The organism is Chromobacterium rhizoryzae (assembly GCF_020544465.1).
In the GTDB taxonomy this organism is placed as follows: Bacteria; Pseudomonadota; Gammaproteobacteria; order Burkholderiales; family Chromobacteriaceae; genus Chromobacterium.
The window spans coordinates 2,381,665-2,408,664 of sequence record NZ_CP066126.1 but is presented as its reverse complement, the minus strand read 5'-3'; the positions used below and the strand labels follow the sequence as shown (position 1 = coordinate 2,408,664).

Annotated in this window: 20 protein-coding genes; 12 read left to right on the top strand and 8 right to left on the bottom strand. The window is 57.6% G+C overall.

Annotation, left to right across the window (positions count from 1 at the left end):
* Both JC616_RS10960 and JC616_RS10955 read left to right on the top strand, forming a co-directional pair.
* Nucleotides 1-1,335: a M23 family metallopeptidase gene (locus JC616_RS10960; protein WP_107799195.1), complete on the top strand. Its 1,335-nt coding sequence runs from the start codon at nt 1-3 to the stop codon at nt 1,333-1,335.
* Entirely contained in the window at nt 1,335-2,432 is a 1,098-nt protein-coding gene (locus tag JC616_RS10955) for an anhydro-N-acetylmuramic acid kinase (RefSeq protein WP_227108233.1), read from the top strand. Before JC616_RS10960 ends, JC616_RS10955 begins: the two co-directional genes overlap by 1 nt.
* Nucleotides 2,433-2,710: 278 nt before the next feature.
* Here JC616_RS10955 and JC616_RS10950 read toward each other — a convergent pair whose 3' ends face one another.
* Complete coding sequence (locus tag JC616_RS10950) at nt 2,711-3,859, bottom strand: HNH endonuclease (protein WP_227108231.1); 1,149 nt, start codon at nt 3,857-3,859, stop codon at nt 2,711-2,713.
* Nucleotides 3,860-3,924: 65 nt separating this feature from the next.
* On the bottom strand, nt 3,925-4,485 hold the full coding sequence (locus JC616_RS10945) for a recombinase family protein (RefSeq protein ID WP_227108229.1): 561 nt from the start codon (nt 4,483-4,485) through the stop codon (nt 3,925-3,927).
* 416 nt (nt 4,486-4,901) lie between these two features.
* On the opposite strand from JC616_RS10945, the gene JC616_RS10940 reads away from it, so the two are divergent.
* Nucleotides 4,902-5,213, top strand: coding sequence for a hypothetical protein (locus JC616_RS10940; RefSeq protein WP_156038750.1), 312 nt, complete (start codon nt 4,902-4,904; stop codon nt 5,211-5,213).
* An 880-nt stretch (nt 5,214-6,093) separates the two neighbouring features.
* On the opposite strand, the gene JC616_RS10935 is transcribed toward JC616_RS10940, so the two are convergent.
* Both JC616_RS10935 and JC616_RS10930 read right to left on the bottom strand, forming a co-directional pair.
* Nucleotides 6,094-6,480: a hypothetical protein gene (locus JC616_RS10935; protein ID WP_227108227.1), complete on the bottom strand. Its 387-nt coding sequence runs from the start codon at nt 6,478-6,480 to the stop codon at nt 6,094-6,096.
* A 129-nt stretch (nt 6,481-6,609) separates the two neighbouring features.
* Nucleotides 6,610-7,101 (bottom strand): Rha family transcriptional regulator, encoded by a 492-nt coding sequence (locus JC616_RS10930; RefSeq protein ID WP_227108225.1) that lies wholly within the window; start codon nt 7,099-7,101, stop codon nt 6,610-6,612.
* A 266-nt stretch (nt 7,102-7,367) separates the two neighbouring features.
* Between JC616_RS10930 and JC616_RS10925 the strand changes: the two genes are divergently transcribed.
* From JC616_RS10925 to JC616_RS10915, 3 genes are all read left to right on the top strand, one after another.
* The gene (locus JC616_RS10925; RefSeq protein WP_227108223.1) at nt 7,368-10,091 is read left to right on the top strand and encodes a type VI secretion system Vgr family protein; all 2,724 of its coding nucleotides are present in this window, start codon (nt 7,368-7,370) and stop codon (nt 10,089-10,091) included.
* A gap of 18 nt (nt 10,092-10,109) precedes the next feature.
* Complete coding sequence (locus tag JC616_RS10920; RefSeq protein WP_227108221.1) at nt 10,110-11,753, top strand: esterase/lipase family protein; 1,644 nt, start codon at nt 10,110-10,112, stop codon at nt 11,751-11,753.
* Between the two features lie 110 nt (nt 11,754-11,863).
* Nucleotides 11,864-12,880 (top strand): T6SS immunity protein Tli4 family protein, encoded by a 1,017-nt coding sequence (locus tag JC616_RS10915; RefSeq protein WP_227108220.1) that lies wholly within the window; start codon nt 11,864-11,866, stop codon nt 12,878-12,880.
* A gap of 158 nt (nt 12,881-13,038) precedes the next feature.
* On the opposite strand, the gene JC616_RS10910 is transcribed toward JC616_RS10915, so the two are convergent.
* A complete protein-coding gene (locus tag JC616_RS10910) occupies nt 13,039-14,643 on the bottom strand; it encodes a DUF6538 domain-containing protein (protein WP_227108219.1) in 1,605 nt (534 codons plus the stop codon).
* A 199-nt stretch (nt 14,644-14,842) separates the two neighbouring features.
* On the opposite strand from JC616_RS10910, the gene JC616_RS10905 reads away from it, so the two are divergent.
* The 3 genes from JC616_RS10905 (at nt 14,843) to JC616_RS10895 (ending at nt 19,791) form a co-directional block, all read left to right on the top strand.
* On the top strand, nt 14,843-17,140 hold the full coding sequence (locus JC616_RS10905) for a DNA translocase FtsK (RefSeq protein WP_227108218.1): 2,298 nt from the start codon (nt 14,843-14,845) through the stop codon (nt 17,138-17,140).
* A 59-nt stretch (nt 17,141-17,199) separates the two neighbouring features.
* Nucleotides 17,200-18,288 carry a ferrochelatase gene (gene hemH / locus JC616_RS10900; RefSeq protein ID WP_227108217.1) on the top strand — a complete coding sequence of 363 codons (1,089 nt, stop codon included), beginning with the start codon at nt 17,200-17,202 and terminating at the stop codon, nt 18,286-18,288.
* 279 nt (nt 18,289-18,567) lie between these two features.
* The gene (locus JC616_RS10895; protein ID WP_019101420.1) at nt 18,568-19,791 is read left to right on the top strand and encodes a branched-chain amino acid ABC transporter substrate-binding protein; all 1,224 of its coding nucleotides are present in this window, start codon (nt 18,568-18,570) and stop codon (nt 19,789-19,791) included.
* Nucleotides 19,792-19,940: 149 nt separating this feature from the next.
* Here JC616_RS10895 and JC616_RS10890 read toward each other — a convergent pair whose 3' ends face one another.
* From JC616_RS10890 to JC616_RS10880, 3 genes are read right to left on the bottom strand one after another with little or no spacing between them, the layout of a single operon-like run.
* The gene (locus JC616_RS10890; RefSeq protein WP_227108216.1) at nt 19,941-20,756 is read right to left on the bottom strand and encodes a crotonase/enoyl-CoA hydratase family protein; all 816 of its coding nucleotides are present in this window, start codon (nt 20,754-20,756) and stop codon (nt 19,941-19,943) included.
* A complete protein-coding gene (locus JC616_RS10885; protein WP_227108215.1) occupies nt 20,753-21,247 on the bottom strand; it encodes a DUF4442 domain-containing protein in 495 nt (164 codons plus the stop codon). Before JC616_RS10885 ends, JC616_RS10890 begins: the two co-directional genes overlap by 4 nt.
* A 56-nt stretch (nt 21,248-21,303) precedes the next feature.
* Nucleotides 21,304-21,888 carry a TetR/AcrR family transcriptional regulator gene (locus JC616_RS10880; RefSeq protein WP_107799199.1) on the bottom strand — a complete coding sequence of 195 codons (585 nt, stop codon included), beginning with the start codon at nt 21,886-21,888 and terminating at the stop codon, nt 21,304-21,306.
* A gap of 223 nt (nt 21,889-22,111) precedes the next feature.
* Between JC616_RS10880 and JC616_RS10875 the strand changes: the two genes are divergently transcribed.
* The 3 genes from JC616_RS10875 to JC616_RS10865 all read left to right on the top strand — a co-directional run bounded on the left by JC616_RS10875 (nt 22,112) and on the right by JC616_RS10865 (nt 26,940).
* Nucleotides 22,112-24,160 (top strand): site-specific recombinase, encoded by a 2,049-nt coding sequence (locus tag JC616_RS10875; protein WP_227108214.1) that lies wholly within the window; start codon nt 22,112-22,114, stop codon nt 24,158-24,160.
* A 216-nt stretch (nt 24,161-24,376) separates the two neighbouring features.
* Nucleotides 24,377-25,735: a flagellar filament capping protein FliD gene (gene fliD / locus JC616_RS10870; protein ID WP_227108213.1), complete on the top strand. Its 1,359-nt coding sequence runs from the start codon at nt 24,377-24,379 to the stop codon at nt 25,733-25,735.
* A gap of 209 nt (nt 25,736-25,944) precedes the next feature.
* Nucleotides 25,945-26,940, top strand: coding sequence for an LD-carboxypeptidase (locus JC616_RS10865; protein ID WP_227108212.1), 996 nt, complete (start codon nt 25,945-25,947; stop codon nt 26,938-26,940).
* Nucleotides 26,941-27,000: the final 60 nt, after the last annotated feature.

Genomic DNA, 27,000 nt, shown 5'->3' with positions numbered 1-27,000 from the left:
ATGGATTATCGCAAACTGCTACATATCCCGCAAAAATGCTTCCACAAGCTGATGAACCACCATCTGAGCTTGATCGGCGCGGCCGCCTCCCTGCCCTTGTTCGGCATGGCCACCGCTTTCGCCGTGGCTCAGAACGGCGCCCAACCCGCCGCCGCGGACATCCAGCAAAAAGAAGTGACCGAACAACTCAGCCTGCCCGCCTTCAGCTTCAGCGAGAGCGGCACCCGTTATTGGCGGGACGAGGCGATACAGCGAGGCGACACCATCGCCCGCGTGTTGAACCGGCTGGGCATCCGCGACAGCGAAGCCAACCGCTTCCTGCACTCCAGCCCCTTGTCCAAGGACCTGCTCAAGCTGAAGACCGGCGCCACGCTGTCGGTGCAAACCAACGATCTGGGCGAACTCTTCGGCCTGCGCTTCCTCAATGACGACGAGAACGGCGAACAGGTGCTGGTGGCCATCGAAAAGGTCAAAGGCGAATGGCAGGCCAGCGCCGACCCGATCGCCACCGAGGCGGTGCAGACGGTGCGCTCGCTGCTGATCACCCGCTCGGTCGGCGCCGCGCTGGCCAAGGCCCAGGTGCCGCGCGACATCCGCGCCCAGCTGACGGAAATCTTCGCCGATCAGTTCAACATCAACTCCCTGGGCAAGGGCGACCGCATCAATCTGGTGTACGAAACCCTGCTCTACAACGGCGCGCCCATCGCCGCCGGCAACCTGCTGGCGGTGGAAATCCAGCGCTCCGGCAAGCTACACCAGGCGTTCTACTTCGCCCACGACAGCGAATCCGGCGCCTATTACGACGCGCAAGGCAAGCCGATCAAACAGGGCTTCAGCCACCAGCCGGTGGCCAACGCCCGCATCAGCTCCGGCTTCGGCTTCCGCAAACACCCGATCCTGCGCTCGCTGCGCCTGCATTCCGGCGTGGACTACGCCGCCGTCACCGGCACCCCCATCATCGCCCCGGCCGACGGCACCATGGTCAAGGTGGAGCGTCAAAACGGCTATGGCAATATGGTGGAAATCCGCCACAATCAGAAAATGACCACGCTGTACGCGCACATGAGCCGCTTCGCCCAAGGCGCCCGCTCCGGCAAGAGCGTCAAGGCCGGCGAGGTGATAGGCTATGTCGGCAGCACCGGCCGCTCCACCGGCCCGCATCTGCACTTTGAAGTGCGGATCAACGGCCAGGCGGTGGACCCGGCCACCAACGCGCTGCCGACCCCGGGCCTGAGCGCCACCCAGCTGGCCGAATTCAAATCCGGCAACCAATCGCTGACCGCGCACCTGAAACTGCTGCGCGAACTGCCCACCAATATCGCATTGCTAGACTGATGAATGAACGCTTGATCGGACTGATGTCCGGCACCAGCCTGGACGGCGTCGACGCCGTGCTGGTGCGCTTCGACGAACAGGGCGCGCCCAGCGTGGAAGCCGACCACTTCGTCGCCTACCCGCCGCGGCTGCGCGAACAGGCGCTGGCGCTGCAGGCGATCGGCGACAACGAACTGGACCGCGCCGCCCGGTTGGCCAATGAACTGGCCGAACTCTACGCTCAGGCCGTCAACGGCCTGCTGGCGGCCGAGGGACTGAAGCCGGCCGACATCGCCGCCGTCGCCAGCCACGGCCAGACCATACGTCACGCGCCGGACGCCGGCTACACCTGGCAAATCGGCAATATGGCCCGCCTCGCCGAACTGAGCGGCATCGACGTGATCGCCGACTTCCGCAGCCGCGACCTGGCCGCCGGCGGCCAAGGCGCGCCCTTGGTGCCGGCCTTCCACCAGGCGGTGTTCGGCGCGCCGAAACAAAACCGCGTGATCCTGAACATCGGCGGCATCAGCAATCTGACCCGGCTGCATCCGGGCCAGGCGGTGGTCGGCTTCGACTGCGGCCCCGGCAATATGCTGATGGACGCCTGGTGCCTGCGCCACCAGGGCCGGCCCTACGACGCCGACGGCCAGTGGGCGGCGCAGGGCGCGGTGGAGAACTCGCTGCTGCAGGCCTTGCTGGACGAACCCTTCTTCCGTCTGCCGCCGCCCAAGAGCACCGGACGCGATCTGTTCGACCTGCCCTGGCTGGAGCAAAAGCTGCTGGGCCGCCATGTGCCCGCCGCGGACGTGCAAGCCACGCTGCTGGAACTGAGCGCGCGCGGCATCGCCCAGGCCATCGCCCTGCACTGCCCCGGCAATCAGACGGTCTTCGTCTGCGGCGGCGGCGCGCGCAACGGCGCGCTGATGCGCCGGCTGGCCGCGCTGCTGCCGGAGCAAGCCATCGCCGGCACCGCCGCGCTGGGCCTGCCCGAGCACCAAGTGGAGGCCGCCGCCTTCGCCTGGCTGGGCTGGCGCTTCTTGCGCCGCCTGGCCGGCAACCTGCCGGAAGTGACCGGCGCAGCCGGCGGACGCGTGCTCGGCGCGCTGTATCCCCGCTAAGCGTTTCAATAGGGAACGCCATCAAGTCTTGTCAGCGGAGCTGAATACATTCCGACACGCTTAAACCGGGCGTGTCAGGCTATAATCAGCGACAGTCATAGCCGAACAAGAGAAAAATGCGACTTTTCAAGCGCAATTCAACACGACCATACCCAACCATTTAAATTCAACGACTTATAAAAACAACAGCCACAAAGTATCACTTAAAGTATCACCAACAATCGCACCCGAGCATCATATATTTTGTTGCAATAATGCGACAAAACATGACGCAACCATCAATCGAAAGTAAAATGTTTGGCTCTAATTCTATCCAAAAAAAATGGGGCCATAGCTTCTGCTATTCGCCTAGAAAACTCTAGAGCTTGCTCTGGTGCAATCTCTTGCTCAGACTGAATCCCCATGTCATTACATACCTTATCCACTGCTGAATTTATAGCCATGTCCAGCTTACTCTTCTCAGAAAGACTTAGTGCAATAGCAATGGACTGCTCGAAAGCAGCCAAATAATTTTCACCATTCAGAATTGCGCCATCTTGAAATTGATCAACTTCTTGATCACTTAGATGCAAATCAACAGTCAAATCAATCTCTTTACCCAAAACAGGATCAACAGCATAAGTTCTATCAACATCCCCTCCTTTGTAACTATCTGACAGCATTACTACTCCTCTAAATACTCCAAAATACTCAACGTACCCCAAAAGTAAGTTTCTTTCATTATCAGAACGCAGGCTTACACAATGAAACAATTGATCCATAGGACGATTCAGAATAACGTCCCTGCCGTAGAATAAGTTAAATGGCTTGCCTTCGCCCTTTCTCAAATAATTGACCGCCACTTCACAGTCTTGCTCATTCAACTCCAAACTCCAAGCAACGGCGCAAACAGTCTTGACAACCGACCGCCAAAAAGCATCACTTCCAAACCCACCAAAATTGTGAGTAATGGGCTTATAAGAAGCTTCAACTCTTGCATTACCAATAGCCGATTCAATATCTATATCAGGATGCTTTCTTTTTAACCCACTCAGCATCTCTCGAAGCTCATTCATGGATGGACGGGTACCACTTATCAACAACCTTCCATCATCAGTTGGTATTTTTTCTAGAGTCCGCTCCCAGGATTCAATAACACCATTCGGCTTGAGCAAGACTTTCTTGCCGTCATCAGTCTTCATGATAATAGGGCGAGGAGCTTTTTTACCAGACTCTCTTTTAATACCGGCCGTCAATGAAAACCAGCCAAACCGATTAGAAATCTCTGCCTCTGAAGTTAACCCTCCCTCATCATTGCATGACTTGCAAATAAAACCTCGAACCACCCACCGCCCTCCAATCGATGCAGGAATAACATGCTCATCGGAATCGATATCCGGCGTAATCGGAACTGTGCATAAGGCGCAACATTTAATTCCATTATCCATATAAGCCCTTTGAATTTACTTATAGTCAACATACAAAATATTACAGATTAACTGTCGCCTATTATTTAATCAGAGGCGCAAGCCCGCTTCACACTAGCCGGAGATATCCCAAAACGTTCAGCAGTCGTCTTTATGCTGGCTCCGTTCTCCATGCGCCATGCCCTCACTTCACCATCATCAATTGTCTTTACCCGGCCTAGAGCCTTTCCTTCGGCCTTGGCGCGCTCTATGCCTGCCATCTGTCTGGCCTTGATGTTGCCACGTTCAAGCTCGGCAACAGCTGCCAGCATCGCCAGCATGGCCTTGCCGATGGGTGTAGATAGGTCGAAGCCTTCCCGCATGGATACTACAGACACGCCTTTGGCTTGTAGGGCTTCCACCGTGGACAGAACATCAATGGTATCGCGTCCCAAGCGGTCTATAGCGGCCACTACAAGCGTATCGCCTTCCCGCACATAGTCGAAGCAAGCCTTGAACTCAGGCCGCAGCATGGCCTTTACTGCGCCAGAAACGCCATCATCGGAATAGAAGCGCTCAATCTTGTAGCGGTCCTCGATGGTCTTGCGCTGGGCTGCTGTGTCTTGTTCATCGGTGCTGACGCGAAGGTAAGCGATGGTCTGGCTCATGGTTGCTGCTCCAAATGGCTCATAAACTATGGCTCACATTCTAGCCATGGCTCAGATTGAAATCAACACTTTTGATCCATACTGGTGATGGGGGCTGAACTGTGGCTCATAGGGTGTACTCAAAGAGCCACCTTCAAAAGGTACCCTGCCGCCCCATGGAAGGCCGGGAAGAGCATCTGGTAAGCCTTTGGGTACAAAGACAGCCCACATGTTTTCAAGAGTGCTTACATGAGCTTGGTCAGTATATAGCCCCTTCGAGACACCCCCTGGGGGGTAGTTCGCACCCTTCTTATCTCAGATACCCATTTAAATTTTTCCGGCACTTTTAGCCACCTTGCACGCCTCAGAGCCATGTCCCATACTCAATAAGAAATGCCTTTTGCATGCTCATATAGACTGTAACTAGGAGGATGCCTGTGTTCCAGCTGAAAGAAGGCGCGTATTACGCCATAGGTGACACGCTGACAGTTCTAAACGGCACTTTCCTTTTTGATGGGGATGGAAACATAGTAGGCACTGTGGGCGCTTGGAACACAGCCATCGAAGGCTATCCTATCATCGCCTACAAGGGGCCGTGGGGCAGCCTTCACGCTGGAGGCGCGCATGCAAGATACACAGCGCAGTTTGGAGTAAAGGACATTATGGGAACAATTAAAGAAGGTCCTATTATTGAAATCTTTAATTTAGATGGCTCGCTGAGGCATACCTACAGCCTTACTGTTGTCTGACTTCCTTCCCTTAGCCGCTTACAAAGGTCCCGCGCTGCATCAACTACAGTACAACTCTAGCCCACTTTGAAGATAGTTCTTATCCGGTAGCGTATCAAAGCTAGGCTAACTTCAATGAACTTGGCTAACCTCTTTAAGAAAAAACATGATCCAAGGCCATCAAATCCAGGAAGATAGTTGTATCAGAATGGCAATAGAAACACCTCATGAGTTATTGACAAACAGAGCAAACCCTGATTAATCAAGCCTACATCGGACACCCGTATTAATAACCAGAGCGGATAAAATGTAGTGAATGCATGGTGGCATAAAACATAGTTTTTAACCCTGGAGTCAGATGCTGTTAATAGCCGTTAAGGTCGATGATGGCTTATAAAAGCTGTATAAGAGCCTTTAGAACCTTTGAAACCCGCAAAGGCATAAACCCCATGAACAAGAGTGTTTTAAAAAAACATGAACAGAGGTATTTGAATTAGAGGTTTAAGAATGGCTATCTGTATAAAATTGATCAATACAGCTTCAAAGTTACTTGAATGGGTTTGAGATAACTTTGAGATCACCTCCGAAGGAAGGTTATTCAAGTATTTGTTCAAAGTTTAAATCAAGAACAACTTGAAGATAAGTTGATAATAAAGTCGATCATCATGCTGATAAAGTAGTTGACAATGATGTTATTCTAGCACCTTCCTTTTCGGGCTCTATATATAGGTGGCGAAAACTCTTTCAGAGTCCTTTAAGTTACGAAACTATTGACATGATAGGTTGTTTGCTATCCGCTCTTGTGTTCTCTTATATATATAGGTGGCGGAAACTATTCTTCACAATTTCAACCCACCCATACCGTTTTAAACTGTTGACATAGTTGGATAAATCCGCTAGGTCAATTGAGATGCGGGTAGTCAGGTTCACTCTTTTCAAACATACTTGTTGCGTTGTTTTTGATCATGGCGTTCTGAATCGCTGTTGAGGCAACTCGTAATGCCTGAGCGAGTCTTTGAGAATGTCTTTCAGATTGGCCGGTAGCCTCTTGGATAGCGTTGACGGTAATCTTCGGCATTGCTGATAGTAGTGTAAAAATCTTCGAAACACTCAATGGGCGTGTATTGCCCCCATAGTCCAATCGGGATACTCCGTTAAAAATATCGTTCATAGCGTTTCTCATTGACTGCGGGTTGCTTTCATCCTCCATGTAGCGGTTAAACGTCAAATAATCACAGAGGTAGTTCTGAACGGATTGGTTATCATGGATCGTGATGGGTCTTGCCATATTGGTATGGTCTCCTTTTTATTGTAGTTGGTTGTGACAGCGGTGCTTAGCGTCCTTCGGCGCTGTGTGATTGCCGGAAGAATTAGGGGGAGAGTGGGCTGAAGGCGTGCGAAGATGGGTATTCCGTTGCTACTGTGTGTAAATTCGAATCGGGTGCGTGTTAATTAAATGGCATGCTGTTAGGGCCTCCAACTGCTTGCGCTGCTTCATCTCCTGTCCGGCCAAGATCAAGGCGTCTTCGAATGTCTGCGGAAGCTGGAAGGACGGCGCGGCAGGCTGTCTAACCTGCTCCTCAAGCTCTTGCCAGCGGTCTACAAGGCGTGCTGTGAATTCCGGGCAGAGCTGCGCGACAACAATGTAAGAGTCACGCTTGCCAACTTGGTACACGGTTTCGTAATAGGTGCGGCCATTCGCTACCTTTGCGGGCATATCCGCCATTGGCGGACGTGCTATAACGCCACGGTCAGCAAGGCGAGTAATGGCGCGCTTTACATCGTCGTGGCGGCTCTCCACAAGTTCGGCAATCTCGCGGCTGCTCATGCTGAGCGTCCTCGCTTCGCTGTTGGTCATCGGCTGGGTTTGGTTAGCGGCGGATACGGTCAGAGCGTTGATATAGGACATGGCGAAATCTCCATGTCACACCAGACAGCGAACTCAACATCCAGCCAGCGAGCAAAGAACTCGGCCAGCTAAGGGAGCAATCTGACCAATCTGATAAGTTCAGCTGGCTGGCAGAAAGGTCAGGTTCGGTTCGAATCTTGCTCATGCGCCTTGTTCTACCCCTGACCGGATTCTAAAATGTCGCGGCACTATATCCGTATTCGCTAATAAGCTAAGCACCCTCGCATCTAATGAGGGTGTTTCCATTTCTGCAACAGGATATGCCGATGGACATCAGCTCCCTTCTCGCCAGCTTCGCTTCCGCTTTCACCCAAGACAAACGCCTGTTCACCTTGAGCATGGGCGAGGGAACGATCTCCGCCAATCAACTGTTGCCGTACACGCTGGAAGGCGAAGAAGGGGTATCCGAAGCTTACCGCTATCAGCTAACTTGCCTGTCGCCCGATGGCTCGATAGAACTGAAGTCGCTGCTGGGGCAGCCTGTACGCATCGGGATTGAAGATGCTAAAGGCGTGGAAACGGTACGTTGCGGGGTGGTATCCAAGGCGGAACTGCTAGGGTCGGATGGCGGATTCGCGAAGTACGGCCTGACCATTGAGCCGCCGTTTGCCTTATTAAGGCATCGTCGAACGTCTCGCGTGTTCCAGGACATGACGGTCCCGGACATCATCCAGCAGGTCATATCTGAACATCAGGCCAGCAATCCCATTTTCGCAAAGGTCCAAGCGCTGACCCTACAAGTCACGGCGAAGGAAGAAGACCAGCGCAGCTATTGCCTTCAATACCGCGAATCGGACTATGACTTCTTGGTGCGCCTGATGCACGAGGAAGGTTTTTCTTGGCGCTTCGACCATCGTGAGGGCGATAGTCCGCAAGTGGCGCTGGTGGTGTTTGACGATGCCTTCAACCTGCCTGCGGCTGCGTTGGAGCGTGTGCGCTTCCATCGTAGCGATGCCACAGAGGAAGAGGATGGCTTGACTGGCTGGAACAGCGCCCGCCAGATCGTACCGGGCAATGTCGCGCTCGCCAGCTACGATTATCAGCCGGTTTCAACGGGTCACGCCCTCGACGAAAGCCAGATTGAGCAGGGTCAGAGCGGCAAGGCTTTGCAATCGACTTTGCAGGACTATGACCCGCAAGCGCTTTACTATGCCAGATCGCCGGACCAGTTCAGCCGCTATGCACAACTGCGGCAGCAGGCCCATGACTTGCAGGCCAAACAGTTTGAAGGTTCTGGCTCGGTGCGCGGTTTGATGGCAGGGCAATGGTTCCGGCTGGAAGATCACCCTGCTCATGAATTCGATTCCAGCGAACAGCGTGAATTCGTCGTTACGCGGCAAACCTTCCAAGCGCAAAACAACTTACCAGCCGATCTGACCCGCCGCTTGAGTCAAGCCGCACCTGCTTTGCTGGCTGGGGGATGGGCCACGGATGCAGTATTGAAAGAGCGTGGCAACTCTACGCCTGCACCGTTCACGACTCGCTTTCAAGCGCAGCGCAGAGGCATTCCCTTAACGCCGCCTTACGCGCACACTGAGCTAGCCAAGCCAACCAGTTTGGGCGTGCAAACCGCTACCGTGGTCGGACCTGATAAAGATGAAGTTCACACGGATCAGCATGGCCGGATAAAAGTGCAATTCCATTGGCAAAGACCGGCAGAACACGCAACCTACGGCGCGAATCACGATGACAATTCGTCTTGCTGGCTACGTGTGGTCATGCCAAGCGCGGGGGCGGGTTGGGGGCATCAGTTCATTCCTCGCATCGGTCAGGAAGTCTTGGTTGACTTCATCGAAGGCGACATTGATAGACCTGTAGTGACAGGCGTGCTCTATAACGGCAGCCATCCTGTACCGGACTTCAGTGGCACAGGCACGTTACCCGCCAATAAGACCCTCTCCGGCATCAAGTCGAAAGAGCATCAAGGCGGCGGCTACAGCGAACTGCTGTTTGATGATACGCCTGGAGAAGTCCGCGCCAAGCTTTCCAGTGAGCCGGGCAAGACCCAATTGAACCAGGGCTTTTTGACGCATCCGCGCAAAGACGGTAAAGCAGAGCCACGCGGCCAAGGCTTCGAGCTACGGACAGACTTGTCAGGCGCGATTCGTGCCGCTCAAGGTGTTCTGGTCAGCGCGCATGGCCGGGAAGGTGCGGGCGGCAACCAGCTCGACCGGGAAGAGTTGATAGGCCAATTGGAGATGGCGCTCTCCATCGCCCAATCCTTAGCCAAGCAGGCTGAAGCCCATCAAGCGGACGAAACCGACACCAAGCCGCAAGAGCAGCTAAAAGATCATGTTAAACAGTGGGAGGGTGGCAGCAATACCGCCAAGGATGCTAAGGGGGGCAATAAGGCCATTCTGGCGCTGACGGCCCCGGAAGGCATTGCTGTGGCGAGCGAAGCGAATATCTCCATTGCAACCGGCAGTTCGCATGACCTGATCGCGTCGAAAGACAGCAATCAAAGTATCGGCCAGCATCTGCGTATGCGGATTGGTCAGTCTTTATCCATCTTCGTCATGCAACTAGGCATGAAGCTGATTTCTGCCTCCGGTGCCATTCGCATTCAGGCACAGAACGACGATATCGAAATTATCGCTGCCAAGCGTTTGCGTCTGGTTGGTCTGAAGGATGTTAGCATCGAAGGCCCGCAAGTGAAGATCACAGCACAGAGCGCGGGTGTAGAGTACGGGGGCGGCATTACGGCCAAGACTACCGGCTCGAATACCCATCATGCGGCAAGTCATGTCATGGATGGGCCTGCCAGCGTCAGCCCGCAAAATGCCCTCAAGTCCGGTAAAGCCGATTACGATCAAAAAGTGCAGCTGTTCTGGCAAGGCGGAGGGGAGCCGATAGCCAATCGTCAATATCGAATGAAGCTTGAAGATGGACGCGTTCTCAGCGGCAAGACGGATGCTTCCGGCTTTGCTCAGCATGTCAAATCTGAAATTGGCTTTGCGCGCTACAAGCTCGAACTACTGGCCGAACAATAAAAGAGAGACCTGTTCATCATGGCGATACAACAACCTATCAACGGCAAGATTGGCAAGAATGGTATTCGGCAAAGTGAAGGCTCTCTTTCACCAAATGTAGCCGATACCCTGCAGAATCATTATCTAGCCCCGGATCGTGTCATTCCCGTCATCTTTATTCCGGGGATTATGGGCAGTAATTTGAGGATGACAGCGGAGAGGCAGCAGCGGCTGAACAAAAAGAATAATGTGGCTTGGAACCCTGATCGAAAAGGCGATACGATCATGCAAGCGGCAGACACTCCACGATCACGCCAGCTCCGTCTAGACCCCTCCGCTACGGTCGTCGATATCTATGATCCTAAGTCCAACCCTACCGGAGACCCCAAGGAAAGCGCAGCTGATCGTCATGACAATGTAAAGCCTGGAAAGGCGACTCACCTGAGTCAGGAAGAGGCCCGCCAACGCGGCTGGGGTGAGGTCATGTACAGTAGCTATGGGCAAATGTTGAATACCTGCGAGACCGTGCTCAATCGAATGTTCACCAATGGCAAGTTACAGCCTGGCTGGAAGGACATTGTGGATGCGGACCCCAGGGCCTGGCAGGCGGCAAGTAGCCTTCCAAAGCTGACTGAAGCCGACCTCAAACAGGCGTCGAAAGGCTGCTGGTTCCCTGTACATGCCTTTGGCTACAACTGGCTGCAATCAAATGGCGACTCAGCCAAATTAATTGCCAAGCGTATTAATGCGCTGATAAGCGGCTATCAGAAGCACAGTCGCTGTGAAAAGGTCATTATAGTGACCCATTCGATGGGAGGCTTGGTGGGGCGGGCGCTAGCGCATCCTAGCTATGGCAATCTGCAAGACAAGATATTGGGGATTGTACATGGGGTGATGCCCGCTACAGGGGCGCCCGCAGCTTATCGGCGGATGCTGGCCGGGTTTGAAAGTGGGAACATGATAGAAAAGGCGGTGCTGGGCAATAGTGGTCCTGATGTGATGGCTGTACTGGGTAATGCGCCCGGTGGCCTTCAGCTGTTGCCAAGTGTTTCTTATGGCGCGAACTGGCTACACATCGTCAGCACGCATGGCCAAACATTGAAACAGCTGCCGCAGTCAGACCCGTATGAGGAAATTTATAGCCGATCTGATGTGTGGTGGGGCATGCTACGGGAAGAGTGGATTAATCCTGCTGGAAACCCCTTGGCGGGAGGTGAAAATACGAGAAAGCTACTCCGTCAATCTCGTGATTTTCATCAAAAACTAACGAGGTATTATCATGCCAATAGTTATGCCCACTATGGATGTGATGCCAAAAGAAAAGCATTTCAAAAAGTGGTGTGGGAAGTGAAAAGCAGCAAACCCATTACTAATCCGGACGCACTGCAAATTTTGCATGACTCTGGGAAGGGTAATCTACAGCTGCAACATCCGCAGGCAAAGCCAAGTGGAGGGATGTATCCGGAAAGCATCGCTGCATTTATTCGTGACCCTGCCGACCCTGGCGATCAAACAGTGCCGATGCGCTCAGCGGATGACCAACTAAATAGTGGCAAGTTCAAGGGGGTTTTTCGTCAAACAGGTTATGAGCATCAGGCCAGCTATAAGGATAAGAATGCCTTGGCATCCACGCTATACAGCATTGTTCAAATTGCCAAGCAAATGAAATGGGAAGGTGCTTGATGTCAACTCGAATCCCTTGGAAGGGACTGGCATGCATAGGTGCTGCAGTTGCAGTACTTGCCATTTCCCATCGCATTTACTCTGACCCTCTTCGTAATCGGACGTACGCAATGGCAGCCACCCCAAAAAGAATTGACGCCCTATTCAAAGAAACCAAACCGGTCTGCTTCGGCCGCTACTTGATAGATGTCCCTAAAGGTGCTCAGGTCATTTGGGGGCCGACAAGTGTTGAATATGAAATAGTGTCATATCCTAAAGAAGGGTATAAAGTGCGAATTGAAGCCCGGGATAAGACAAAGGAGATTGAAGCGGAGAAGCATCAAACGGAGCCATCCATGCTTATTGGCGTGTTTGATGGCCCGAATGCGGATAGCAAGATCGTTGTAGGTTATGAAAGTACGGATGACACTTACGGTGCGAATCTTTATTCCTATATTCAATTGGGGAAAAATGCCTATGTGCAAAAGGCGAAAGGTGCAACACTTGGTGTTCGAGATGACTCCGCATCAATGGGGTTGAGGCTGGACAAGACTTTATACAAAAAACATGTAGCCATTTTACAAGATGTTGCTGGGCGCATGAGTGTTAGTACCGATGACGAAGTGCCGAAAGAAGATGGAATCTGTATTGAAGCAGGCTTTGTTTCTGGCACTACGCCAAAGTACCAAGAGCAAACTTCTATTGGCTTTCGGTTTCCCGAGTTTCCGGATGTAAGTTTTTCTCTGTCCTCCTCCAAAACAAAACAATATAACGAAACCAATACTTTAGAATGGGCTTTAAGAGAGGGGAAGGAGCAGGCATTATCACAGGGAAAGGGAGTGCTCTGGGATAGGGTTGATACCCTTCAAAAAGGACCGCGTGTTATCGCTGGCTGGGAGGGAGACGAGATATTGTCAAGACTGCCTGAAGATGGCTCTACGCCGTCGCATCATCAGTTTAGATTCAATTACGCAGGCAAACCGACCTTTGATCCACTTCACCCAGTGGTAGAAATCACAATGAATACGGGCGTTTCAGGAAATACAGTTGGGGAAGTGCATCCAAGCTTGACGGATGATGAGGCCGTTGCTCTTTGGGAAAAGCTTACATCTACTATTCGCGTGCGCCCGGTGGCTAGTGCTCAATAAGAGCCTCGATATTTAATGAGCGAGTGTGATATTCAGCTTGCCAAGCTGAAAAGGGGGATAAAAACAATAACCCCCTTGATCACACCAACTAGTGGGAATGCAGCCCCAACCCCAGCACTTTGGAAAACTTGCACTTTGGTCAACAATAATGCTAGTCACTAGTTGATGGCCTGATCTGCCTCGATAATTTTCTGAAGCACCGCGTCAGATGCCTCTCTAAGGCGGTTATATACCGTATCAAACCCTTGCCCATAGTCCATGGCGACTTGATTGTTTTTATTGCTATGCCCGGTGATATAGTCGGATAGGTAGTCCTCAACCCTTGCAGCTCTTGCCCTGTGTTTCCATGCATGGCGAAAACTATACAGCGTAACCTGCTTATCAAATCCGGCCCTTTGCTTTTGCCTACTGAATTTATCAATAATAAGGTTAGCCCTCTTTTCTGGCGGGCAATCATCTGGAGCGATTCGTGGAAAAAGATACTGCTTATCCATGTTGGACTTTATATAATCCGTTAAACTTCCATTGGGCACAGGAACTGTTCGAACAGACGCAGCTGTTTTTACGCTTCGCCCCTCAGTATCTCTAACACGCACAAACAAGCCATGCCCCTTTGTCTCAATCACATCTGACGGCATTAGCTGCGCAGCTTCTGTACATCTCATGCCTGTAAATAATAAAAAATCCAAATACTCTGAATGCTGCCTGTACACTCTAAAGCTCTTAATGGCCTTAAGCTCTTGATCTGTGAATGCCCTCCTCTCCTCATCACTCTGATCATGAATGGGAAGCTTCAACGCTCGCCTTGTAGCCTTTTCCTCATCCGCACTCAGTCGAATGCTAAATGGCCGAGAAATAAGCTCTAGCTCAAATGCAAGGTTAATCAGCATATTCATGATTGACGCCGTATAAGCGTTCCATGAGCTTATCTTGTTTGTGCGTAACACATCGTTACGGTACTCCAACAACCTGGACCTCTCAAAGTCGTCTGGAACTATTGCCTTACGCTTGAGGTATTCTTCATAGCTTGCCGCAACGGCCCTATATGCTCTCTCTCTGTCCGGCCTTGGTTTTTTACGCGCTACAAGCTCGTTCACAAGGCTTAGTAGCGGCATTTGCTTGCTAGTGGGAAGCTGCGCCTCTCTCGCCCTCGCAAGCTCAATCGTGGCCGTCACAGCGTCTTCCTGAAGCATCGTATTTAAGGTTCTGACACTAAGGGCTGTTACCAACTGTTTCGATGGATGATCAATTTCTATGGCATTCTGCTGATAAAAGCGCTCCAGGTCTTGACATGGCTGACTTTCTTGTGAACCTCTAATAGTCAATTCTCTTGCCATCCCAGGATCAACAGTTACCTTCCACTCATCTGCTTGATTTGGGGTCAACGCCATGAATGGGCGGGCAACTTCGAGCGCTTTGCGCTCTGTTGCTTCACGGTATTTCAAAGCAATAGACTCAGCCTCTGATAGCGTAAGCTGCTTAAGAACAACAGGTTCTTGATAACCTCTAGGCGGCACCACAAGACCGCTGTCAGTCCTGACCTGATCAAACAGAGTGAGGTAATGGGCAAGCAGCCCACCCACCCGCTTGGCGGCTTCTACCCGCGAATGCGTTTTTAAACTTTTACGAATCAAGCTAGAAGGCAATCCATGTCTCTGTGAAGCCGGTAGTGCTGCTATATCTTTTGGTACGCGTAGTTGGAAAAAATACACTCCATCGGGGTTGATATATGTGTAGGCGGGAACAGGGGTGCTGGTCGTCATGCTCAACAATGCCATTTAGATACCGTTTGCTACTTATCCACAGCAATACTAACCCATGGTATCCTCAGCGTGAATCACCATCTTGGCACATGACTAACGGGTATGTATCACCTAAAGTATCACTCAAAGTATCACCAAAAGCCCTTCTGGAGCGCTTCCAAGCAAGAGCAATCAACAAAATCAATGGGTTGCAAGTAGAATGCGATTTTTCAAGCGCAAAGCCGTAGTCAAAAACAGCCAGACGCCGCTGCCGCCGCAGCTGGCCTCGCTGCTGCGCGAGGCGTGGTGGCTGCTGATGGCCGTGCTGGCCGTCTATCTGGTGCTGGTGCTGGCCAGCTACTCCCCGCTCGACCCCTCCTGGTCCCATAGCTCTTCCGACCCCACGGTGCGCAACTACGGCGGCGCTTTCGGCGCCTGGCTGTCCGATATGCTGCTCTATGTGTTCGGCCTGTCCGCCTGGTGGCTGGTGGTGTTCTGCCTGGTGGCCATCGCCTGGGGCTATCAGCGGATGGAAACCCTGGGCTTCAAGCTCAATCCCATCACCGTCGCCGCCATCGGTGGCTTTCTGCTACTGCTGTTTTCCAGCGCCAGCATTGAAGCCATCATCCTGGCCGAAAAAGCGCTGAATCTGCCGCTGTCCGCCGGCGGCATGCTGGGACATTTCATCGGCCTAGGCATCGCCCACGGCCTGGGCCTGTCCGGCGCCTATCTCTTGCTCAGCGTGCTGGCCGCCATCGGCTTCTCCCTGTTCACCGGCCTGTCCTGGCTGGACATCATGGAACGCCTGGGCGGCGCGCTGGAAGACGGCGCCTTGAAGCTGTGGCACAGCTGGCAGGCGCGCAAGGACAGGGAAATCGGCAAGGAAATCGCGCAGAAGCGCGAAGCCAAGATCACCACCGAGAAAAAGAAGAACGAAGAGAAAATCCCTCTGCGCATCGAACCGCCGGTGCTGGACGTGCCGCTGTCCACCAAGGCGCAAAAGCCGGTGCAGCACTCCTTGTTCGCCGATCCCAAGGACGGCGCGCTGCCCGGCCTGACGCTGCTGGAAGCGCCCAAGGAGCAGCAGGAGCCGGTATCGCAGGACACGGTGGAATACACCTCGCGGCTAATCGAACGCAAGCTGGCCGACTTCGGCGTCGACGTCAAAGTGGTGGCCGCCTATCCCGGCCCGGTGATCACCCGCTACGAGGTGGAGCCCGCGGTGGGCGTCAAGGGCGCTCAGGTGGTCAACCTGATGAAGGACCTGGCGCGCGCGCTGTCCCTGGTGTCCATCCGCGTGGTGGAGACCATTCCCGGCAAAACCTATATGGGCCTGGAGCTGCCCAATCCCAAACGCCAGATCGTGCGTCTGTCGGAAATCGTCGGCTCCGACGGCTACCAGAACATGGCCTCCCGGCTGACCATGGCGCTGGGCAAGGACATCGCCGGCCAGCCCGTGTCCGCCGACCTCGCCAAGATGCCGCACGTGCTGGTGGCCGGCACCACCGGCTCCGGCAAATCCGTGGCCATCAACGCGATGATCTTGTCCCTGCTCTACAAGTCCACGCCCAAGGAAGTGCGGCTGATCATGGTCGACCCCAAGATGCTGGAATTGTCGATCTACGAAGGCATTCCGCATCTGCTGGCCCCGGTGGTCACCGATATGAAACAGGCCGCCAACGCGCTGAACTGGTGCGTGGCGGAGATGGAGCGCCGCTACAAGCTGATGTCCAAGCTGGGCGTGCGCAATCTGGCCGGCTTCAATCAGAAGATCAAGGACGCGGACAAGGCCGGCGAGAAGATCCCCAACCCCTTCAGCCTGTCGCCGGAAACGCCTGAACCGCTGGACACCCTGCCGCTGATCGTGGTGGTGATCGACGAGCTGGCCGACCTGATGATGGTGGCCGGCAAAAAGATCGAGGAATTGATCGCGCGGCTGGCGCAGAAGGCGCGCGCCGCCGGCATCCATCTGATCCTGGCCACTCAGCGGCCGTCGGTGGACGTGATCACCGGCCTGATCAAGGCCAATATCCCGACGCGGATCGCCTTCCAGGTGTCCAGCAAGATAGACAGCCGCACCATTCTGGACCAGATGGGCGCGGAAACCCTGCTGGGCCAGGGCGACATGCTCTATCTGCCGCCGGGCACCGGCTACCCGGTGCGGGTGCACGGCGCCTTCGTCGCCGACGAGGAAGTCCACCATGTGGTGGAGTTCCTGAAAAGCACCGGCGGACCGGATTACGTGGAAGGCATTCTCACCGGCCAAAGCGAGGGCGACGACGGCGCGTCCTCCGGCCTCGACGGCGAATCCGACGGCGAAGCCGACCCGCTTTACGATGAAGCCGTCGCCATCGTGCTCAAGACGCGCAAGGCGTCCATCTCCTCGGTGCAGCGTCATCTGCGCATAGGCTACAACCGCGCCGCGCGGCTGATCGAGCAAATGGAGTCCGCCGGCCTGGTTTCGGCGATGGAAAGCAACGGCAACCGCGCAGTGCTGGCGCCGTCCCGCGAAGACTAAGACAAGCCACCAAACCCGGCCGGGCGCCATGCCGCCCGGCCTCAACCAAGAGGTCCCGCATGGCGAATTTCAAGCCCGAACCCCCGTTTCGTCACGACTACGCGCCCAAGACCGGCGTACTGCTGATGAATCTGGGCACGCCGCAAGCGCCCACCGCCAAGGCGCTGCGCCCCTACCTGAAAGAATTCCTGTCCGACCGCCGCGTGATCGAAATCCCGCGCGCGCTCTGGTGGCTGATCCTCAACGGCGTGATCCTGAACACCCGCCCGGCCCAATCCGCCAAGAAATACGCGGCGATCTGGGAAAAGGACGGCTCGCCGCTCTACACCCATACCCGCAAACAGGCGGCGCTGATCAAGGGCCAGTTGGGCGAGATGGGCTTGCGCAATCTGGCGGTGGACTTCGCCATGCGCTACGGCGAGCCTTCGGTGGAAAATGTGATCGCCCGCATGCGCGAACAAGGCGTGGAACGGCTGCTGGTGCTGCCCTTGTATCCGCAATACGCGGCCTCCTCCAGCGCCACCGCCTTGGACCAGGTCTTCCGCGCGCTGATGAAGCTGCGCAATATGCCGGAGCTGCGCACCGTTCGCCATTTCCACGACGACCCCGGCTATATCCGCGCGCTGGCGGAACAAGTGCGCGCGCATTGGCGCGAACACGGCCGCGGCGACAAATTGGTGATGAGCTTCCACGGCGTGCCGCGCTTCACCCGCGACAAGGGCGACCCCTATCACTGCGAATGCCAGAAAACCGGACGCTTATTGGCGGAAGCGCTGGGCTTGACGCAACAGGAGTACCAAGTCTGTTTCCAAAGCCGTTTCGGCCGCGCGGAATGGCTGCAGCCTTATACCAGCGAAGTATTGGCTCAGTTGGGCAAAGACAAGACCGGCAAGCTGGATATTCTCTGTCCCGGCTTTATCGCCGATTGCCTGGAAACGCTGGAAGAAATCGCGATGGAAGGCAAGGAGACCTTTCTCAGCCATGGCGGCGGCGAATATCGATACATTTCGTGTTTGAATGAAAACCCGCAATGGATTCACGCAATCTCGACTATGATCAAACAGAATCTGGCGGGATGGTGCGAGGCCCCGGAGGAAAACGCCCCGCTGCGCCAGGAACGGGCCAAGGCCTTGGGCGCCAAAACCTGAAACCGGACTGCCGGCAAAAATCCGAACAAGTCGTTTAAATTCAAAAACTTGAAAAACAAGAAACGCCACCTGGCAGTTATTCCAGGTGGCGTTTGCGCTTTAGACACACCATTACCCAAGAAGTTTACAAATAGTTGCCCCCCTCCCCGGTTTTGACATTGACACTCGCGCAAACAGCTACCCATAATCAAACGCAACCAATGGTCATTTTCACCAAATACCGTTGGCCACAAAGAGATGACTAGAGTCTACAGAATAGAGAATCAGGGGATACATCACATGAACAAATATGTCCGCCTCAGCGTCATTGCCGCTGCCGCCATGACCCTGGCCGCCTGCGGCAAGCAAGAGCAACCGGCCGCCAACCAGGCGGCTTCGGCCCCGGCTCAAGCCGCAGGCGACGGCGCCGTCGTCAAGATCGGCCAGGTATCGCCGATGTCCGGTCCGATTTCCCATCTGGGCAAGGACAATGAATACGGCGCCAAGCTGGCCATTGCCGACCTGAACGCCGCCGGCGTGGAGATCGGCGGCAAGAAGCTCAAATTCGAACTGGTGTCGGAAGACGACCAGGGCGACCCGAAGATCGGCACCCAAGTAGCGCAGCGCCTGGTTGACGCCGGCGTGGCCGGCGTGGTGGGCCACCTGAACTCCGGCACCACCATCCCCGCGTCCAAGATTTACTCCGACGCCGGCATTCCGCAGATCTCTCCGTCCGCCACCAACCCGGACTACACCAAGCAAGGCTTCAAGACCACTTTCCGCGTGATCGCCAACGACGTGCAGCAAGGCCGCGCGCTGGGCGAATTCGCCGCCACCGGTCTGAAAGCCAAGAAGATCGCCATCATCGACGACCGCACCGCCTACGGCCAGGGCCTGGCCGATCAGTTCGAGGCCGCGGTCAAGGGCAAGGGCGCCGAAGTGGTGAAACGCGAGTTCACCACCAACACCGCCACCGACTTCAACGCCATTCTGACCTCGATCAAGGCCAGCAAGCCGGACCTGATCTTCTACGGTGGCATGGACGCGCAAGCCGGCCCGCTGGCGAAGCAGATGCAGCGCCTGGGCCTCAAGGCCAAGCTGATGGGCGGCGACGGCTGGCAGACGCCGGAATTCATCAAGCTGGCCGGCGAGGCTTCCGACGGCCAGTACGCGTCCAGCTGCGGCGTGCCGCGCGACAAGATGCCGGGCTTCGCGGCGTTCAACGACAAGTTCAAGAAGCAGTTCAACACCGAGGTGCAGATCTACGCGCCGTATGAGTACGACGCGGTGATGGTGCTGGTGGACGCGATGAAACGCGCCAAATCCACCGACCCCAAAACCTATCTGGCCGAAGTGGGCAAGACCGGCTACACCGGCGTGACCGGCAAGATCGCCTTTGACGACAAGGGCGACATCAAGAACGGCGCGGTGACCGTGTACCAGGTCAAGGGCGGCAAGTGGGAAGTGGTGTCCACCGTCGGCGGCGAAGCCGCCGCCGCGCCGGCCGCCAGCGCCGCCCAGTAAGCCCAGTCCTACCGCTTGAACCGAAGAGGCGCTCCGCGCCTCTTTTTTTTGCGCCCCGCCGCTCTCGAAGCGCGGCGGCGGGTGAGCGAGGCCAAGAACGAACAATGGCGCCCTAAGGCGCCATTGGAAACCCGCGAGACAAGCCTCGCTCAGTCGCGGAACTGCGCCGCGTGCCCGGTCAGGATGGCCATACCGGCCTTCTGGATGTCTTCGGAGATCAGCATCGCCGCGTTCCAGTTCGCCACATATTCAAGGCCGTCCGCCACCGAGTGGTCCCGGCTGTAATTGAGCACCTCCTTGCAGCCGCGCATCGCCAGCGGCGACTTGCCGGCGATCAGCCGCGCCGATTCCAGCGCCGCCGCCAGCACCGCGTCCGCATCCGGCAGCACGCGGTTGACTAGGCGGATGGCCAACGCTTCTTCCGCCGTCGCGTCGCGGCCGGTCAAGGCCAGCTCGCGCGCCAGGCCTTCGCCCACCACCCGCGGCAGCCGTTGCAGCGAGCCCACGTCCGCCACCATGCCGACGTCGATCTCGCGCACCGAAAACACCGCGTCCGCGGCCGCGAAGCGGAAATCCGCCGCCAGCGCGATGTCGAGGCCGCCGCCGACGCAGGCGCCGTGCACCGCGGCGATCACCGGCTTGCGGCAACGCTCCAGGCTGTTGACGCAGCCCTGCAGATCCAGGATCAGACGGCGCAATTTCTCGCGCTTACGCGCCTCGCAATCGTCGGCGATCTCCGCCTGCACGCCCATCAGCATGCCCAGGTCGATGCCGGAACAGAAATGACGGCCCTCGCCGGCCAGCACGCCCACGCGCGCGGCCGGGGTGTCGTCCAGCCATTCGAAGGCGGCCCGCAAGTCCTGCCACATCCGCTGGTTCAGCGCATTGGCCTTGTCCGCGCGATTGAGGCGGATCAAGGCCACGTGTTCGTTCAGCTCGACGCGTATCGTTTCCAGATTGATCATGCCGCCGCTCCTTGTTCCGGACGTTTCTTGGGAATCCACGCCCACAGCATTTCGCATTCGATCGGCGATTCGCCGGACTCGTCGGTGACCAGCACCGGCACCAGCACCTCGCCCTTTTCCGTGTCGTGCATCAGCTGGATCTGCTCCGCGTTCAGACTGGCCACCGCGCGCATATCGCCTTGCGAGCGGCGCACGTAGTTGACCTTCATCGATTTGAGCAGCATCAGCTTGTCGTCCGGCATATTCATGCCGACGACGAAGCCGGTCGAGGTCTCCGCCAGCAGCGCCATCGCCGCGGCGTGCACGCCGCGGATGTGGTTCTGCACCTTCTTGCGGTTACGGATGGACACCGTCAAACGCTGATGGCCCACCTCCTCGAAACGCAGGCCCGCGGTGGACAGAAACGGCACGATCTTGCCGAACATCATGCTCAATACCGTGCTGCGCATTCCCGCCGGCAACTTGCCCACTTTGTCGGCAATGCGGCTCATGCTGTTTTTCTTGTACTCCATGTAGCGCCCCTCTGTTGTTGTCGTGATTCCGGCACTCAATGCCCGCCCAGGCCCAGCACCGCGCGCACTTGCTGCTTGATGGTCTCCAGCGCGTGCTGATCTATGCGCGCCAGCTGCAGCGCCCCTTGCAAGGCGGAGAACAGCATCATGCCGATGGCCTCCGGCGTGCCGGCGTAACGCATCTGGCCGCTGGCCGCGCCGCGCCTAGTGATGTCCACCGCCCACAGCCGCATCTCGTCGATGAAGGCCGCCGCTTCCCGCTGCATTTCCTCCGGCAGCGTCAGGAATTCGGTGCTGAGAATGCCGCTGGGACAGATCTGCCGGTGCTGCCGGTAATAGCTGTCGCTCAGACCGAAATACGCCTCCAGCTGCGCCTGGGGATCCAGCGCCGCCTGCTGGTCGATGAAGCGCTGGAAACGCCGGCGGTAACGCTGGATCAAGGCCACGCCCAGATCGCTTTTCTTGGGGAAGTGATAATGAATGGCGGCGTTGCGCACGCCCAGCTCCGAGCTGATGTGCTGGTAGCTGAAAGCGTTGAAGCCCCGGCTGAGCAGCAATTGCTCGGCGATGTCCAGGATGCGCTTGCGGGTGTCGGTCTTGGGATCTGGGCCTTGAGTCATGCGAAGCACTCTACTTACTGGTCAGTAAGGTGTCAATTGCGCGATTTTGCAAGCAAAGCTGGAAACTGAATCAATCGTCCCCATCTCTAAACCCCGATGCCGATTCCACGCGCCGCCGGCCGTCCGCGCCGCGTCGGAAAATCAGCCCGCTTGCGCCTACCATTAAGGTCATGGGCCGAAATCGCGCCCCCATCACCCACTAGCCCCCTAACCAGCACCCTAGATGAGCGAAAACAATCAGTCCCCCAGCCTGGAGCAGGCCTTGCGCCAGATCAGCCAAGCGCCGGCCCAGCTCGACGCCCTGTCCGCGCTGCTGCAGTGCCTGCGCCCCGACGACGCCGGCAAGCCGCAACAAGCCGTCGTCAATCTGCAGGCGCTGTCCTATCTGCTGGAACACCATGCCGAATACCGCGCGGCCCTGCGCAAGGCGCTGCTGCAATTGCTGACCGAAACCCGGCAGATTCCGCTGTACACCGAATGCGGCATCCTGGCCAACGAAGGCTTCGGCTCCACCTTGCTGCGACGCGTCGGCGAACGCATTCTGCCCATGCCTTATAAGGCGGATTCGCTGCAGGACCGCTTCAGCCGGCTGTTCAGCTGGAAGCAGGACTACATCTGGCTGGCGGCCATCCCCGACGCCACCTGGCACGCGCTGTGGCGGGCGATGGCCTGGCAGGAGAACGACAACGCCGACGGCTGGCAACAGACCCGCCTGCAGTTGCTGGAATCGGTGCAAGTGCTGTCGGCCCAGATCACCGCCATCGGCCTGGAGCCGGAGCTGGTGCGCATCAATCCGGACATCGAACGCTTCGAATCGCCGTTTCTCAATCTGAACGCCGAAGTGCAGCGCTACGTCGACGGCTACCGCCGCGATCTGATCGAGGGCCTGCCGCGCGCCGAGGACGACAAGCACGTGCTGGTGCTGCTGGACCAGTGCGAAAGCATACTCAACAAGGTGCGCAAGAACGCGCGCCGCTTCGGCATCTCGGTCAACCTCACCTACCACGGTCTGCGGCTGGCGCAGAGCATCGCCCGCATCCGCGCCTTGCTGGCCATCCTGGACCCGGAACACGACCCGGCCGCGGAACCGCACTTGTTCCAGCTCATCGTCACCTTCGCGCGCGCGGAAAACCGCAAATACAGCCTGCGCGATCTGTTCAAATCCAATGTGGAGCTGCTGGCGCTGCAAGTCACCGAGCACGCCGGCCGCCACGGCGAGCACTACATCGCGGAAAGCCGCAAGGAGTGGTCCGCCATGGCCAAGGCGGCGATGGGCGCCGGCCTCATCGTCGGCTTCATGGCGCTGATCAAGCTGATGCTCAGCCGCGGCCACCTGCCGCCGCTGTGGGAAGGCATCGCCTTCGGCCTCAACTACGCGATCGGCTTCATCATCGTGCAAATCCTGCACCTGACCATCGCCACCAAGCAGCCGGCGATGACCGCCGCGCGCATCGCCGCGGTGCTGCACGAAAACAACGGACAAAAGAAGCAGCTGGAGGACCTGGCCGACCTGGTGGTCAAAGTGATGCGCACCCAGTTCGTCGCCATCCTCGGCAATGTGCTGCTGGCCATCCCCACCGCCGGCCTGATCGCCTTCGCCTGGCAGGCCGCCTTCGGCGCGCCGGTGGTGGACGTGGCCAAGGCGCAAAGTCTGCTGCACGACATCGACCCCATCCACAGCCTGGCGCTGCCCCACGCCGCCATCGCCGGGGTGTTTCTGTTCCTGTCCGGCCTGATCGCCGGTTATTACGACAACAAGGCGATCTACCGCCGCATCCCTGAGCGCATCGCCTCCCACGCCGGGCTGAAGCGGCTATTGGGCGAAAACCGCGCCTGGAGACTGGGCAACTATATCGAACACAATCTGGGCGCGCTGGCCGGCAACTTCTACTTCGGCATGTTCCTGGGCCTGACCGGCACCATAGGCTTCATCCTCGGCCTGCCCATCGATATCCGCCACATCACCTTCTCCGCCGCCAATCTGGCCTTCGCCACCGTGGCGCAGGACTTCCAGCTGCCCCTGGCCACCGTGCTGCTCGGCTGCGCCGGCGTGGCGCTGATCGGCCTGACCAATCTGGCGGTCAGCTTCTCGCTGGCTTTGTGGGTGGCCTTGCGCTCGCGCAAGCTGTCCGGCAGCCTGCTGTGGCCGCTGGTGCCGATGCTGCTCAAGCGCTTCCTCAGCGCGCCGCTGTCCTTCTTCCTGCCGCCCAAGACCGTCGCGCAGGAAGACGCCGCCGCGGACGCCGCCGCCGAGCTCAAAAACCACTCTTGAGCCGCCGCAGGGCCGTCAACCGCCCGGCCCGACCCGCGTTATTGCGAGTGTCGGGCCGGGGATTAAAGTTGACGGCCAAACGGCCGATAACATGACAGTATTCCCCCGCCGGCTGGCAGCCGGCGGCCCCGTGATGGAACACGCAACGACCACAACGCTTGATTTTCTCGCAAGACAAGCGCGCCAGCGGCAGCGGCGCGCCAGGGAGGCGTCGTCATGGCATCCATCACCACCAGCGTAGGGCCGCTGGACGTGCAAAGCATTGTCAGCCAGTTGATCGCAGTGGACTCGCAACCACTGACCCAAAGCCAGAGCCGGGTCAGCAATTATCAGTCCCAGCTCAGCTCCATCGGCCAGATCAGCTCCGCGCTGTCCAGCCTGCAGACCGCCTCCACCGCCATGGCCTCCGGCAGCTTTCTGCAGCAATTCCAGATCGCCTCCACCGACAACACCATCGCCAGCGCCAGCGCCACCAGCGGCGGCGTGGCCGGCAATTACGCGCTCAACGTCACCCAGTTGGCCCAGCCGAGACAACTGGTGTTCGACCAAACCTCGGGCGGGCAAGCCATCACCGACCAGAACGCCGCGCTGGCCGGCGCGCCCGGCGCGCTGAGCTTCACCGTCAACGGGACCACCAGCACCGTGCAACTGGGCCAGAACGGCTCCGCCGTCTCGCTGTCCTCCATCGCCGACAGCATCAATAGCGCCGGCATCGGCGTCAACGCCTCGGTGGTGGAGTACAACAGCAAGTTCTCGCTGGTACTGGCCTCCGCGCAATCCGGCCCCGCCAACGCCTTCAGCATCGCCGCCGGCGGCAGCGACAGCGGCGCCGCGTCCAGCAACACTCTGGCCGGCCTGAGCCAGAGCGGCGCGGCCGCCGGCGAATCCGCGGCGGCCCAGGACGCCTTGCTCACCGTCAACGGCGTCAATGTGTCCAGCAGCAGCAACACCCTGAGCAATGTGATCAACGGCGCCACCGTCAACCTCAACAAGCTGGGCCAGGTGACGCTGAACATGAGCCAGAACACCGCCAACGTCACCTCCACGCTGCAAACCTTCGTCAGCGCCTACAACCAGGTGATCAGCGCCAGCAACGCCGCCCTCAACGGCAGCATGAAGAACAATAGCGACGTCATCGGCCTGCAAGAGCAGCTGTCCGGCCTGCTCAGCACGCCGGTGCCAGGCGTCAACGCCTCCTCCTCTTATGCCTATCTGGCCCAGGTCGGCATCACCCAGCAGGCGGACGGCACGCTGAAACTGGATTCCAGCGCCTTCACCACCGCGCTGAACGCCGATCCCGGCGCGGTGGCCAATCTGTTCGGCAACGCCCAGAACAACGGCTACGCCAACGCCTTCAACACCGCCATCAACAATCTGCTGGGCCCCAACGGCATGATCACCGCCGATCAGGGCGACATCAACGTCAAGATCAACGACGAAACCAATCTGCAGGCTCAGCTCAACAACCAGTTGGCCAACGAGAAAAGCTCGCTGCTGAACGAATACACCGCGCTCAACAGCGAGCTGTCGGCCATGCAGCAATCCACCTCCAGCCTGGCCAATCTGCTGGCTTGAGCGCGGCGACGCCGGCGGCGGCGCTCTGCGCCGTCGCGGCGTTTGCCGTATACTGACGCAACTCACGCAGCCTCGCGCTGTCGAACCCCGTTTGCACCGGCCCTTCGGCCCCGGATTCAATGACTGCCCGCATTCAATACTCTCGTCGCCAACTACTCCAGATGGGCGCGCTCAGCGCCGGCCTTGGCCTCTTGCAAGGATGTCGCACCATGGTTGACCAATCCCTTCCCGCGCCGGCAGCCGTCGGCAGCAGCCTCTATTTCACCGCCTGCTCCGGCCCCTTGCCGGACGCGCGCCAAAAGCAGCAAGCCGTGGAGCGGCTGCGCCTGGCCGGCTATCAGCTGGAAAACGTCCAGGCGCTGGACCGCCGCCATCAGCGTTTCGCCGGCAGCGACGCGCAAAGGCTGGCCGACCTCAATCAGCTGATCTCGCGCCGCAGCGCGCCGCAGCTGCTGGTGGCCGGCCGCGGCGGCTACGGTGCCACGCGGCTGCTGCCCCACATCGACTACGGCCGGCTCTGCCCGCTGCTGCGCGAATCCGGCAGCCAGCTGATCGGCTACAGCGACTTCACCGCCATTCAGCTGGCCTTGCTGGCCAAGGGCGGGCTGGGCAGTTTCGCCGGCCCCATGGTCAGCGACTTCGGCGCCAAACAACCCAGCGCCTTCACCCTCAACGAATTCCTGACCACCACCACCACGGCCAACCGCCAGCTGCGCGTCGACGCGCCGCAGCGCCACAACGCCAGCGGCGAAGGCGTGTTCTGGGGCGGCAACCTCAGCGTGCTCAGCAGCCTGGTCGGCACGCCCTATCTGCCGGACATCAAGGGTGGCCTGCTGTTCCTGGAGGACGTCGCCGAACAGCCCTACCGCATCGAACGCATGCTGCAGCAGCTGCATCTGGCCGGTGTGCTGGCCAAACAGCGCGCCATTTTCATCGGCGATTTCAATATGAGCCGCCAGGTCGACCTCTACGACCCCGGCTACACCCTGGACGCGGTGCTGGCGGAAATCCGCCGTCTGACCGGCGTTCCGGTGCTGACAGGCATTCCTTTTGGTCATGTCCACGACAAGACCACGCTGCCGCTGGGCTTCCCGGCCCGCTTCAGCGCGGACGGCGGCGGCCTGACGCTGCAGTTCTTCGACTACCCGGTGACGCCGGCCAATCCGCAACAAAAAGAACTACTTAGCGTTTCCGCGCCGCTCTAGGGCGCTCGCGCCTCCCGCCGCCCGCGCGCGGCGCGCCTTGACGCTCCTGCGAGACTAGGG

Coding starts and splice junctions, on each gene's coding strand:
- JC616_RS10925 (WP_227108223.1), top strand. CDS start 7,368: ATGGACATCAGCTCCCTTCTCGCCAGCTTCGCTTCCGCTTTCACCCAA.
- JC616_RS10915 (WP_227108220.1), top strand. CDS start 11,864: ATGGCAGCCACCCCAAAAAGAATTGACGCCCTATTCAAAGAAACCAAA.
- JC616_RS10865 (WP_227108212.1), top strand. CDS start 25,945: ATGGTTGACCAATCCCTTCCCGCGCCGGCAGCCGTCGGCAGCAGCCTC.
- JC616_RS10895 (WP_019101420.1), top strand. CDS start 18,568: ATGAACAAATATGTCCGCCTCAGCGTCATTGCCGCTGCCGCCATGACC.
- JC616_RS10945 (WP_227108229.1), bottom strand. CDS start 4,485: ATGAGCCAGACCATCGCTTACCTTCGCGTCAGCACCGATGAACAAGAC.
- JC616_RS10950 (WP_227108231.1), bottom strand. CDS start 3,859: ATGGATAATGGAATTAAATGTTGCGCCTTATGCACAGTTCCGATTACG.
- JC616_RS10890 (WP_227108216.1), bottom strand. CDS start 20,756: ATGATCAATCTGGAAACGATACGCGTCGAGCTGAACGAACACGTGGCC.
- JC616_RS10935 (WP_227108227.1), bottom strand. CDS start 6,480: ATGGCAAGACCCATCACGATCCATGATAACCAATCCGTTCAGAACTAC.
- hemH (WP_227108217.1), top strand. CDS start 17,200: ATGGCGAATTTCAAGCCCGAACCCCCGTTTCGTCACGACTACGCGCCC.
- fliD (WP_227108213.1), top strand. CDS start 24,377: ATGGCATCCATCACCACCAGCGTAGGGCCGCTGGACGTGCAAAGCATT.
- JC616_RS10955 (WP_227108233.1), top strand. CDS start 1,335: ATGAATGAACGCTTGATCGGACTGATGTCCGGCACCAGCCTGGACGGC.
- JC616_RS10905 (WP_227108218.1), top strand. CDS start 14,843: ATGCGATTTTTCAAGCGCAAAGCCGTAGTCAAAAACAGCCAGACGCCG.
- JC616_RS10880 (WP_107799199.1), bottom strand. CDS start 21,888: ATGACTCAAGGCCCAGATCCCAAGACCGACACCCGCAAGCGCATCCTG.
- JC616_RS10910 (WP_227108219.1), bottom strand. CDS start 14,643: ATGACGACCAGCACCCCTGTTCCCGCCTACACATATATCAACCCCGAT.
- JC616_RS10920 (WP_227108221.1), top strand. CDS start 10,110: ATGGCGATACAACAACCTATCAACGGCAAGATTGGCAAGAATGGTATT.
- JC616_RS10875 (WP_227108214.1), top strand. CDS start 22,112: ATGAGCGAAAACAATCAGTCCCCCAGCCTGGAGCAGGCCTTGCGCCAG.
- JC616_RS10960 (WP_107799195.1), top strand. CDS start 1: ATGGATTATCGCAAACTGCTACATATCCCGCAAAAATGCTTCCACAAG.
- JC616_RS10885 (WP_227108215.1), bottom strand. CDS start 21,247: ATGAGCCGCATTGCCGACAAAGTGGGCAAGTTGCCGGCGGGAATGCGC.
- JC616_RS10930 (WP_227108225.1), bottom strand. CDS start 7,101: ATGTCCTATATCAACGCTCTGACCGTATCCGCCGCTAACCAAACCCAG.